Source organism: Kitasatospora papulosa, from assembly GCF_000717245.1.
GTDB classification, from domain to species: Bacteria; Actinomycetota; Actinomycetes; order Streptomycetales; family Streptomycetaceae; genus Streptomyces; species Streptomyces papulosus.
This window is the reverse complement of record NZ_JNYQ01000001.1, coordinates 822,607-834,422: the sequence shown is the minus strand read 5'-3', so window position 1 is coordinate 834,422 and position 11,816 is coordinate 822,607. Positions and strand designations below refer to the sequence as shown.

The following is an 11,816-nucleotide window of genomic DNA, read 5'->3' as shown; positions in this document are numbered from 1 at the left end:
CGGGCAGGAGCCGCCCGGACCGTGTGGATCCGGGGGCGGTGGTGTGAGTGCGGGAGCGTCGGCGTCATTGCCGGAACGGGTTATGTATCCCGTCGGAACAAAGTCTCTCAGACGTTTTATGCCCGGACGTGAACATGCCGTTGCGCCGGGGTGTGATCTGGGCGTCACTCGGTGGGGGCGCCCGCACCGGAGCGGGCCGCCGGTAGGGCTCGCGACGACAGCGCCGGAAGTCCGGCAGCCGCGAGCGCCGCGCACATGAGCAGGGCGCTCACCCAGACCGGGGCTCGGAAGCCGAGGCCGGCGCCGAGGGCCAGACCGCCCAGCCACGGTCCGGCCGCGGCACCCACGTTGAAGGCGGCCGTCGCGAAGGACCCTGCCATGGTCGGTGCGTCGGGGGCCAGTCGGAAGACCCGGGTGATCAACGTCGTTCCCGTACCGAAGGCGAGAGCCCCCTGGAGCAGCACCAGTGCGAGGGCCGCGGCCGGGTGCGCGGCGGTCAGCGCCAGTGCCGCCCAGCCGGCGGCCAGCGCGGTCATGCCGATGCCGACGACCGCGGCCGGACGGGCGTCGGCCAGGCGTCCGGCCAGGGTGACACCCGCGAACGAGCCGACGCCGAACAGTGCCAGCACCACGGGGACCCAGCCCGCTCCGAGGCCGGTCACCCGGGTGACCAGCGGTTCCAGATAGGAGAACGTGCAGAAGGTCGCGCCCTGCACGAACGCCATGACCAGCAGCGTCAGCAGCAGCCGGGGCCGGGCCAGGGCACGCAGTTCACTCCTGGCGCTCACCGTCGGTACGTCGTCGGGCGTGCCGCCGGGCACGGCCACCAGCAGGGCGATCGCGGCCGGCAGGGACACGAGGGCCACCGCCCAGAACGCCGAGCGCCAGCCCCACAGTTCGCCGAGCGCGGCCCCCGCCGGAACACCCACCACGCACGCGAGGGTGACCCCGCCGACGACCACGGCGGTGGCCCGCGCCCGCCGGTGAGGGCCGGCCAGGGCCAGAGCGGTGACCAGGGCCACCGCCCAGAAGCCCGCGTTGGCCAGCGCCCCGACGACCCGGGTGGCGAGCAGCACGCCGTAGCTGGGGGTCAGCGCGCCGACGACGTGGACGGCGACGAAGACGCCGAGGAAGAACAGCAGGGCCCCGCGCCGGGGCCAGGAGCGGCAGGCCAGGGCGGTGAGCGGCGCACCGACCACCATCCCGACCGCGAAGGCCGAGGTCAGCAGCCCGGCGGCGCCGAGCGGGACGTGCAGGTCACCGGCGATGCCCGAGAGCAGGCCGGACAGCATGAACTCCGAGGTGCCCTGGGCGAAGACGGCCAGCCCGAGCACGTGAACAGCGAATGGCATGAGAAGGGAACCCCTTGTGCGGAACCGTCGGAGGAACGAGCGGTGTGCAGGGGATGCGGGCCGCGCCCGTCCTCACGCGTGGGATCGCGAGGACGGCGACGCGGTGGAACGCCCGGTGTCCGTCACGGACGTGGAGCCGGCCCGCACCGCCGCGGAGGATCCGGCGGCGGACGACGGCGCGACGGGGGGAGCCCGGTGACCGCAGGGGTCAGGAGCTGCCGGCGTCGGTGACCGGCCACCGGCGAACCGGCGGCCCGGTTCTGTCGGACTCGGGGCTGGACATGGCTGCGAGCGTACCTCCTGTCGGCGGGACGGCGCTCAGCATCGCGCGAAGGCGCTCACCATTGCACGCGGGCCGCGATCGGGAGGTGGTCGCTGTCCGTGGCGGGAAGGGTCCAGGAGGCGCGGGGCTCGACGCCGCGCACCATGATCTGATCGATCCGCGCCATCGGGAAGGACGCGGGCCAGCTGAAGCCGAACCCGTCGCCCGCCGCGCCCTGGGTGGAGCGCATCTGAGCGGTGACCGCGTTCAGCGAGCGGTCGTTCATCGTGCCGTTCAGGTCGCCGAGCAGGACGACCCGCTCCACGGGTTCGTCGGCGATCGCCTCGCCCAGGGCGTCGGCGCTGTCGTCCCGCTGGTTGGCGGTGAAGCCCGCGTTCAACTTGACCCGCACGGAGGGGAGGTGGGCGACGTACACCTTGACCGGGCCCCGGGGGGTGGTGACCGTGGCGCTCATCGCGCGGGTCCAGCCCAGCTTGATGTCGACAGGGCTGGAGTCCGTCACCGGGTACTTGCTCCACAGTCCCACGGTGCCCTGCACGGAGTGGTGCGGATACCGGTCGGCGAGGGCGTCCTCGTACGCCTCCACCTTGCCGCTCGGCAGTTCCTGCAGGGCCAGGATGTCCGCGCCGGAGCCGGCGACCTGCCGGGCGGTGCCCGCGGGGTCGGGGTTGCCCGCGTTGACGTTGTGCGTGGCGACGGTGAGGTCGCCGCCGGCACCCGACTTGTCGGCGAAGAGCAGGCCGCCGAAGAGGTTCAGCCACACGGCGACCGGCAGGACGAGGGCAATCACCGCCGTCGCGGAGCGCCGTAGGAGTCCGAGGATCAGCAGCACCGGCACGAAGAGGCCGAACCAGGGCAGGAACGTCTCGATGAGGCTGCCCGTGTTGCCGATGGTGTTCGGGATGTCCGAGTGGAGGACCAGCACGACGGTCAGGAGGACCGAGCAGAGCGCCAGAAGGATGCCGCGCCGCCAGATCCCCGGGTCCGAGGTCAGTTTTCGGCGCATGGCCCGGAAACGGGAGACCGGCTGCGGACCCGCACCGGCGTTCTCGGTGTCCGCCCTGTACGCCTGCACCATTGCGCTCGTCCTCACTGCCTTGCCGTACACATCACCGCGCCTCCCGACCCTAGGCGATGGGTGACGCCGTTCTCGCCGTCGACGACGGCCGTTCTGCCATCAGGACGACCGGCGCGGCGTCACAGGTTCCGGTCCGTGAGGCCGTTGTGAGGCTTGTGACAGAACAGTCACGCGGGGGCAGCCGTCGGTTCCCCGGCTGTGGCCTGCGGTTTCCGTCCGCGTGGCGCGAGGCCCTGGAGGAGGGTGCCGATGATGCGGTCGGCGAGGTCCTCCGGCAGCGACGCCTCGGGACGGTGGACGGTGCGGACGAGCATCGGGCCCAGGAAGAGGTCGCCCATGAACTCCACGTCGAGGTCGTCGCGCAGTTCCCCCGCGTCCACCGCCCGCTGCACGGCGGCCACCATCGCGACGCGGCGGGGCGCGATGACGGTGCTGTGGTACTCCGTCCACAGCCGGGGGTGCTTCTTCATCTGCACGAACACGTTGTGCAGGAGGGCCGAGGAGCGCTGGGCGAGACCGCGCGTGCGCATGGACTCCAGCAGCACCCGCAGGTCGTCCAGGCCGGCGGTCCCGGAGACGGTGGGGTCGGGGGGCTCGATGTCGCGCAGTACGTCGACGAAGAGCTCCTCCTTGCCGCTCCAGCGGCGGTAGATCGTGGCCTTGCCGACACCCGCCGTACGGGCGATCCGCTCGATGGACAGTCCGTCCAGGGTCTCCCCCGCCTCCAGGAGCTGGACGACGGCGTCGAGGATGGCCCGCTCCACGGCCGCGCTGCGGGGACGGCCGCGACGCGGCTCCCCGTCAGGGCAGGACGGCCCCGCGGGGCCCGTGGCCGGGTCCTGCACCGGGTTCTGTGCCGCCTGCCGCACCTGGTCCGCCTCTCGCCGCGCCGTCGGCCGCTCACTGCGCAGCCGTACCTCTCGATTCTCGCCGACCGGCCGGGGGTGGAGCGACTTCCCCCGGCCGGAGCGGCGCATCAGGACTGGCGCACCGGTTCCCCGGTGTCCTGCGGCGCCTCGGCCCGCTCGTCCCGCACCGCCGGCCTGCCGGGCAGGAAGAGGGCCACCACGGCCGCACCGACCAGCGCGACCGCGGCCGAACCGAGCGCGGTCACGTGCATGGCCCCGATGAACGCGTCGTTCGCCGCGGCGACCAGCGGCTTCCCCGCCGGGCCCAGCTTCTCGGCGACACCGAGGGTCGCCTCGATGGACTCGCCGGCGACGTCGCGGGCGGCGGCGGGGACGCCGTCGAGGTGGCCCTCGATGTCACCCCGGTAGACCGTGGAGAGGACCGAGCCGAGTACGGCGATGCCGAGCGCCCCGCCGACCTGGCGGAACGTGTTGTTGATCGCGGAGCCGGAGCCCGCCCGCTCGCGGGGCAGCGCCTGCATGACCGCGACGGTCACCGGCGGCATGATGTGCGCCATGCCGGTGCCCTGGACGAAGAAGACCAGGCAGAGCACCCACAGCGGGGTGTCCGCGTCGAACAGGGCGAAGGCGGCGAGGCCCACGGCGACGAGCAGCATGCCGACGGTGCAGACCGCCCGGGCCCCGAACCGGTCGACGACCAGCCGGGCGCGCGGCGCGAAGATCATCTGCGCGGCGGCGAGCGGCAGGATCAGCAGCCCGGACTCCAGCGCCGTGTAACCGCGCACGCTCTGGAGGTAGAAGGCGGAGAAGAACGTGACGCCCATCAACGCGAAGAAGACCAGCGCGATGGCGGCGACGGCAGCGGAGAAGGCGGGCTTGCGGAAGTAGGAGATGTCGATGGACGGGTGGCTGCTGCGCTTCTCGTGCCAGACGAAGCCCGTCAGGACCAGCAGGCCGCCGATCAGCGGTGCGAGGACGGTGACGTCGGTGAAGGACGCCAGCTCACCGCCCCGGATGATGCCGTAGACCAGCAGGACCAGGCCGATGATGGACAGGACGACCCCGAACGGGTCGACGCGGCCGGGGGCGGGGTCCTTGGAGTCGGGCACGAGTACGGCCATGGCGATCAGCGCGACGACGACCACAGGCACGTTGACCAGGAAGATCGAGCCCCACCAGAAGTGCTCCAGGAGCAGCCCCCCGGTGATCGGTCCGATCGCGATGCCGAGGCCGACGCTGCCGGCCCAGATGCCGATGGCCTTGGGCTGCTCGTCGCGCTCGAAGACGTTCATCAGGACGGCGAGGGTGGCGGGCATCACGAACGCCGCGCCGAAGCCCATCAGCGCGCGCCAGGTGATGAGTTCGCCGGGGGACGAGGAGAGCGCGGCCAGGGCCGACCCGATGCCGAAGACGAGGATGCCGGCCAGCAGGACCTTCTTGCGGCCGATGCGGTCGCCCAGCAGGCCGGCCGTGAACAGCAGGCCGGCGAAGACGAGCGTGTAGGAGTTGATCGCCCACTCCAGCTCGCTCTGGGTGGCGCCGATACCGGTCGGCGCGGGGCTGGCGATCGTCTTGACCGCGACGTTCAGGATCGAGTTGTCCAGAACGACGATGAGCAGGCTGAACATGAGGACGCCGAGGATGGCCCAGCGGCGGCGGTGGACCGCCTCCGGGACACGGGGCGCGGCGACGGGGGCGCCGGACGGTATGGACATGGCGACGACCCTAGTCCACTTCCAATACGAGACCGTCTCGTATTGTAAAGACTTTACCCGGTTGCCGCGCACCGTTCACCGGGCGCGGCGGGCCCACTTCCCGGGAACCGTTCCGGGATGCCACCATGGAAGGGATCCGGGGACGCCGTCAGGGCGCCTCGAGATGACGAAGGAGCCGTTGGCCATGTCGCTTCAGGCTGCGCAGACCCAGTCCGCCACACCCCCCGCGGGTCCGACTCCCGGCGCCGGCAAGGCGCTGTACGGAGGCACGAGCACCCGCCGCATCAGCGTCCACGACATCGCCGCCGCCACCGAGCGCGGCGAGAAGTGGCCCATGCTCACCGCCTACGACGCGATGACCGCGTCCGTCTTCGACGAGGCCGGCATCCCGGTCATGCTCGTCGGCGACTCCATGGGCAACTGCCACCTCGGCTACGAGACCACGGTGCCCGTCACCATGGACGAGATGGCCGTCCTCTCGGCCGCCGTCGTACGCGGCACCAAGCGCGCCCTCATCGTGGCCGACCTGCCCTTCGGGGCGTACCAGGAAGGCCCGGTCCAGGCGCTGCGCAACGCCACCCGGCTGATCAAGGACGCCGGTGTCGGCGCGGTCAAGCTGGAGGGCGGCGAGCGCTCCCACGAGCAGATCCGGCTTCTGGTCGAGGCCGGGATCCCGGTCATGGGACACATCGGCCTGACCCCGCAGTCCGTCAACGCGATGGGCTACCGGGTCCAGGGCCGCGGCGAGGAGGCCGCCCAGCAGCTGCTCCGCGACGCGAAGGCGGTCCAGGACGCGGGCGCGTTCGCCGTCGTCCTCGAGCTCGTGCCGGCCGAGCTGGCGGCCGAGGTCACCCGCACCCTGCACATCCCGACCGTCGGCATCGGCGCCGGGCCCGACACGGACGCGCAGGTGCTGGTCTACACCGACATGGTCGGTCTGACCGGCGGCAAGGTCCCGCGCTTCACCAAGCAGTACGCGAACCTGCGTCAGGTGATGGCCGACGCCGCGAGGGAGTACGCCGAAGAGGTCGTCGGCGGCACCTTCCCGGCGGCGGAGCACACCTTCCACTGACGCCCACACGACCACTGCCGCACCACCGACAGCCCGCCGACTTCCCCCATCGGCGGGCTGTCGCCTTCCGTCGGCACCCCGTCCGCCTCCCTGTCGGCGCGCTGTCGGCTCCCCTGTCGGCGACATGTCGGTGACTTGTCGGTGGCGGCTGGTCCGATGGTGTCCATGACGCGAAACGACAACGACCTCAAGGGCGGCGTGAACGCCGTCGAGGTACGGGGGCTGGTCAAGCACTACGGCGGGACCAAGGCGCTGGACGGGGTGGACCTCGACGTGCGCGAGGGCACCGTCCTCGGCGTGCTGGGACCCAACGGAGCCGGGAAGACCACCCTCGTACGCTGCCTGTCCACCCTGATCGTGCCCGACGCCGGGCACGCGGTCGTGGCGGGCTGGGACGTGGTGAAGCAGCCCCGGCAGCTGCGCCGCACCATAGGCCTCACCGGGCAGTACGCCTCGGTCGACGAGAAGCTCTCCGGCTGGGAGAACCTCTACATGATCGGGCGGCTGCTCGACCTGCCGCGCAGGAAGGCACGGTCCCGCGCCGACGAGCTGCTGGAGCGCTTCTCGCTCACCCCGGCGGCGAGGAAGGCCGCCATGGACTACTCCGGCGGTATGCGCCGGCGCCTGGACCTGGCCGCCTCCATGATCGGCAGCCCGGCCGTCCTCTACCTGGACGAGCCGACGACGGGCCTCGACCCGCGGACCCGCAACGAGGTCTGGGACGAGGTGCAGCGGATGGTCGCGGAGGGGGCGACCGTGCTCCTCACCACCCAGTACATGGAGGAGGCCGAGCAGCTCGCCAGTGAGCTCACCGTCATCGACCAGGGCAGGATCATCGCCCGGGGCGGGGTCGACGAGCTCAAGGCGAAGGTCGGCGGCCGCACCCTGCAGATCCGGCCCTCCGACCCGGCCGAGCTGGCCGCGATGGCCCAGGCGCTGCGGGAGGCCGGTCTCGACGGCGTCGCCGGCGCCCAGGCGGTCCCGGACGAGGGGCTGCTCCACGTCCCGATCCTCAGCGACGCGCAGCTGACCGCCGTGATCGGGCTGCTCGGCACCCGGGGCTTCTCCCTGGCCCACGTGGCCACCGCTCTGCCCAGCCTGGACGAGGTCTTCCTGGCCATCACGGGCGACAAGGCCACCCACACCGAGACGATCCCCCAGGAGGTCGCGGCATGAGCACGACGACTCTGACGCCCACCCCCACCGGCACCGGCACGTCCGCACCGGCCGCGGTGCTCCACGACGAGGGCCGGATCGGTCTGCGCGGCAACCTGCGCCACATCGGGGCCCTGGTGCGGCGCAACCTGCTCCAGATCAAGAAGGATCCGGAGTCGATGTTCGACGCGCTCCTGATGCCGATCGTCTTCACGCTGCTGTTCGTGTACGTCTTCGGCGGCTCGGTGGGCGGCAGCATGGGAGGGGACCGGCAGGACTACCTCAACTACCTGATCCCCGGTCTGATGGCGATGATGGGCATGAACATCGCCATGGCGGTCGGTTCCGGTGTCAACGACGACTTCCGCAAGGGGGTCATGGACCGGTTCCGCACGATGCCGATCGCCCGCTCCTCGGTGCTCATCGCCAAGATCGTGGTGGAGCTCGGCCGGATGATGGTCGCCACGCTGATCCTGCTGGGCATGGGCTTCGCGCTCGGCATGGAACTCCAGGAGTCGGTGCTCGGGCTCGTCGGGGCCATCGCCCTGTCGGCCGCGTTCGGCGCCGCCATCATGTGGATCTTCATCCTGCTCGGACTGACCATGAAGACGGCCCAGGCCGTCCAGGGGACGGGGATGCTCGTGCTGATGCCGCTCCAGTTCGGTTCGTCGATCTTCGCCCCCACGCAGACCATGCCCGGCTGGCTCCGGACGTTCACCGACTACAACCCGCTGTCCAACCTGGCGGACGCGGCCCGCGCCCTGATGATGGGCGGTCCGCTCGCCCACTCGGTCTGGGTGACGCTCGGCTGGACCGTGGTCATCACCGCGGTGACGGCCCCGCTCGCGGTGTCCCGGTTCCGCAAGAAGTCCTGACGGGTCACTCCCGGTGCGCTTCGACGAGGGCGGTGGCCTCCTCCTGGGAGAGGCCGGCGCCCTCGGCGTACGCCGTCTCGTAGGCGGCGTCACCGAGCACCCCGCGGGCGAGCTCCTCGGCCGCGGCGAAGTTGGCCCGCTCCGTCGACGTCGGCACGTGCCCGTCCGGCAGCAGCGCCTGTCCGGCGGCCAGCAGCCGCGCCGCCAGGGCGGCCCGGTGCTCCCCGCCGAGTCCGCCGAGCGCCCGTGCCACGGTCACCAGGTGGAGCAGGTGCATCTGCGGCGCCACCATCTGCGACAACCGGTCGTCGGCCTGCGCCAGCGCCTCGCGGCCCCGGGCCAGGGCGTCCGCGTACAGCCCCTCCTGGTTGTCCAGCCATGCCATCCCGCCCAGCACGAACGCCTCGAAGACACCGATGGAGGCGGACCTGAAGTCGTCGTGCAGCACTCCGAGCTGCTCGCGCGCCTCGACGGTACGGCCGGACGAGCCCAGCCACATGGCGAGGAAGAACCGGGCGAACGCCGTGCCCTCGTGCCCGACATGCCGTCCCTCGACCAGCACCTCCCGGAGGATCGCCTCGCCCTCCGCGCCACGGCCCAGCTCGATCAGCGCCGAGGCGTACCGGGTACGGAGGACCAGGACCTGGGCCCGGGCGCCGAGCTTCTCCGCGTAGCCGATCGCGGCGTGGTAGTCCTCGGCCGCCCGGCCGTGGTCGCCCCTCTTCTCGCTGGCCTCGCCGCGTGCGGAGAGTGCCTCGGCCGTACCCCAGTCGTCGCCGAGGCGCCGGACGATCTCCAGGCTCTCGTCGGAGTCGGCGAGGGCGGCGGCAGCCCAGTCCGGCCGGTTGGCCAGGACGTTGGCGCGCATCTGGAGCGCGGCCGCCAGATCCCACTCCTGCCCGAGGTCCCGTGCGGCGCGGACCGACTCGTCCAGCAGTCCCCGCAGGTCCGTGGTCTCCCCGGTGAGCACGACGGCGAAGAGCCAGAGCGAGCCGGGGCTGCGGCAGGTCTGCGGCTGACCGGCGCGGTAGGTGGCGGCTATGGTCCGCAGGCGCGCCATGCCGGCCTCGTTCGCCCAGACGTCCATCGCGTGGTCCAGGCTCGCCATCCGGACCAGCGCCACCTGGCGCCGCGCCTCCTGGAGCAGTTCGGGGCCCATCGGAGGCGGTGCGTCGGTGCAGCGTTCGACGAGCGAGGGCGCGGGAGCGGCGGGCGGGGCGAACGGATCCGGGCCGAGCGCCGCGGCGGCTTCGGACCACTGCAGGGCGTCGCCGCGCAGATCGCGCATCTGCCAGTACCAGGCGAGCGAGAGCACCATGCTGAGCGCCTCCTGCTCGTCGCGGGCGGCGACGGCGTGCCGGAGGGCGCTGCGCAGGTTCTCGTACTCCCGCTGGAACAGGTCGAGGGCGGCGAGCTGTCCGGCACCGCGGAGTTCGGGGTCGGTGGTGCGGGCCAGCTCCCGGTAGAACGTGAGGTGCTGCCGCGCCACGGAGTCCCGCTCCCCCGCCTCGTCGAGCCGTTCGGAGGCGTACTCGCCGACCGTCTCCAGCAGGCGGTAGCGCATCCCGCCGTCGGCGCCGGGGGCGGCGACGACGAGGGACTTGTCGACGAGCGAGCCGAGCGCGGCGGCCACGTCGTACGCGCCGCCCGGCAGGTCCGCGCAGATCGCCTCGGCGGCGGCGAGGGTGCAGCCGCCCGAGAAGACGGACAGCCTGCGCAGAGCGGTGCGTTCGTCCTCGTCCAGGAGGTCCCAGGACCAGTCGACGACCGCGCGCAGGGTCTGCTGCCGCGGAAGCACGGTGCGGCTGCCGCTGGTCAGGAGGCGGAAACGGTCGTCGAGGCGGTCGGCGATCTGACGGGGGGTGAGCATGCGCAGCCGGGCCGCGGCGAGTTCGATCGCCAGCGGGAGCCCGTCCAGGCGCCGGCAGATCTCGGCACAGGCCGCCGCCGTCTCCTCGTCCGCGTCGACCCGGAAGCCGGGCAGCGCCGCGGCGCCCCGGTCGGCGAGCAGCCGCAGCGCCGTCGGGTCGGGCAGCGGGTCGACCGGCCGGACGAACTCCCCCGGTACGCCGAGGGGTTCACGGCTGGTCGCGAGGACGGTGAGCCCGGGGCAGCGGGCCAGCAGGTGGTCGGCGAGAGCCGCGGCCGCCTCGACGAGGTGTTCGCAGTTGTCCAGGAGCAGCAGCATGCGGCGCCCGGAGCAGTGTTCGGTGAGCCGGGCGAGCGGTTCACCCGCGCCCCGCTCGGCCGCCCGGAGTTCCTCCGCGCCGGCCCCGCGCATCACGGTCTCGCGTCCGCCGAGCGCGGTGAGGACGGCCTCCGGCACCGCTTCCGGGTCGTCGACCGGGGCGAGTTCGGCCAGCCACACCCCGTCGGGCCAGGCGTCGGAGACCCGCTCGGCCGCCTCCTGGGACAGCCTGGTCTTGCCCGCGCCGCCGGGGCCGAGGAGGGTGATCAGCCGTGCCCCGGGCAGTTCCTCGCCGAGGTCGGCGAGGTCCGACTCACGTCCCACGAAGCTGGTGAGCCTGGCCCGCAGGTTGCCCTGCCGGGCGGCGACGGGCACGGGTACGGGGGCCGGGGCGGGCGCGCTCTGGTGCAGCAGCCCTTCGTGCAGGGCACGCAGGGCGGGTCCCGGGTCGGTGCCGAGCCGGTCGGCGAGCAGGGTGCGCACCTCGTCGTAGGCGGCGAGGGCCTGCGCGGTGCGTCCGGCGTCCCGCAGCGCCCGGACGCGGAGGGCCTGCAGCGGTTCGTCGAGGGGGTGGTCGGCGCAGAGCCCGGTGAGTTCGGGCAGGGCGTCGTCGGCACGGTCCTGTGCGAGGAGGGCCGCGATCCGGGTACGCCGGGCGTCGATCCTTCTGGCCTCCCAGCGGGCCGCCGCCACGGCGCGGTCCGGCAGGTCGGCGAGGGCGGGTCCGCGCCAGAGGGCGAGTGCCTCGTCGAGGATCGTGGCCGCCTTCGGCGCGTCGCCGTTCCCCAGCGCCCTGGCGCCCTCCCCCGTGAGCCGCTCGAAGCGGTGCAGGTCGACGGCGTCCGGGTCGGCGGCGAGACGGTAGCCGCCGGTGACGGATTCGACCGCGTCCCGGCCCACGGCGCGCCTGAGGCGGCCGACGAGTGCCTGAAGGGCTCCGGCGGCGTCGGCGGGCGGGTCGCCGTCCCACACCTCGTCGATGAGCACCCCGGCCGGGACCGCGCGCCCCGGGCTCAGGGCGAGCACGGTGAGCAGGGCGCGCAGCCGCGCCCCGCCGAGGGCGACGGCCGTGCCGTCGGGGCGGAGGACGCGGGTGGTACCGAGGATGCCGTAGTGCACGGGCCCATTGTCCGCGACCTCCCCGTCCCGCGGGGAACTACCACCCGCCGGTGAGACGTTCCCGCCCTGTCACCCGTACGCTCGGGGGCTCACGTCGCCGTTCAGTAAGC

General features: G+C 72.9%; 8 protein-coding genes. 3 read left to right on the top strand and 5 right to left on the bottom strand.

The window, feature by feature from the left end; all coding sequences use genetic code 11:
* Positions 1–164: 164 nt before the first annotated feature.
* The 4 genes from IA22_RS0103660 to IA22_RS0103640 form a co-directional block, all read right to left on the bottom strand.
* Positions 165–1,352, bottom strand: coding sequence for a Cmx/CmrA family chloramphenicol efflux MFS transporter (locus IA22_RS0103660; protein ID WP_030122719.1), 1,188 nt, complete (start codon positions 1,350–1,352; stop codon positions 165–167).
* Positions 1,353–1,690: 338 nt separating this feature from the next.
* Positions 1,691–2,641: an endonuclease/exonuclease/phosphatase family protein gene (locus IA22_RS0103650; RefSeq protein WP_063828342.1), complete on the bottom strand. Its 951-nt coding sequence runs from the start codon at positions 2,639–2,641 to the stop codon at positions 1,691–1,693.
* Positions 2,642–2,880: 239 nt separating this feature from the next.
* Positions 2,881–3,690, bottom strand: coding sequence for a TetR/AcrR family transcriptional regulator (locus IA22_RS0103645; protein WP_030122717.1), 810 nt, complete (start codon positions 3,688–3,690; stop codon positions 2,881–2,883).
* The gene (locus IA22_RS0103640) at positions 3,690–5,297 is read right to left on the bottom strand and encodes an MFS transporter (RefSeq protein WP_015576937.1); all 1,608 of its coding nucleotides are present in this window, start codon (positions 5,295–5,297) and stop codon (positions 3,690–3,692) included. The genes IA22_RS0103645 and IA22_RS0103640 overlap by 1 nt, the downstream gene beginning before the upstream one ends.
* Positions 5,298–5,481: 184 nt before the next feature.
* Here IA22_RS0103640 and panB point away from each other — a divergent pair, with 184 nt between their 5' ends.
* The 3 genes from panB to IA22_RS0103625 all read left to right on the top strand — a co-directional run bounded on the left by panB (position 5,482) and on the right by IA22_RS0103625 (position 8,399).
* A complete protein-coding gene (gene panB, locus IA22_RS0103635) occupies positions 5,482–6,369 on the top strand; it encodes a 3-methyl-2-oxobutanoate hydroxymethyltransferase (protein ID WP_014156591.1) in 888 nt (295 codons plus the stop codon).
* Between the two features lie 156 nt (positions 6,370–6,525).
* Entirely contained in the window at positions 6,526–7,545 is a 1,020-nt protein-coding gene (locus tag IA22_RS0103630) for an ATP-binding cassette domain-containing protein (RefSeq protein WP_014156590.1), read from the top strand.
* Positions 7,542–8,399, top strand: a complete 858-nt coding sequence (locus tag IA22_RS0103625; RefSeq protein ID WP_014156589.1) for an ABC transporter permease — start codon at positions 7,542–7,544, stop codon at positions 8,397–8,399. Before IA22_RS0103630 ends, IA22_RS0103625 begins: the two co-directional genes overlap by 4 nt.
* 4 nt (positions 8,400–8,403) lie before the next feature.
* Here the strand turns inward: IA22_RS0103625 and IA22_RS0103620 are convergent, their stop codons facing one another.
* Positions 8,404–11,706 (bottom strand): ATP-binding protein, encoded by a 3,303-nt coding sequence (locus IA22_RS0103620; protein WP_030122716.1) that lies wholly within the window; start codon positions 11,704–11,706, stop codon positions 8,404–8,406.
* Positions 11,707–11,816 lie beyond the last annotated feature (110 nt).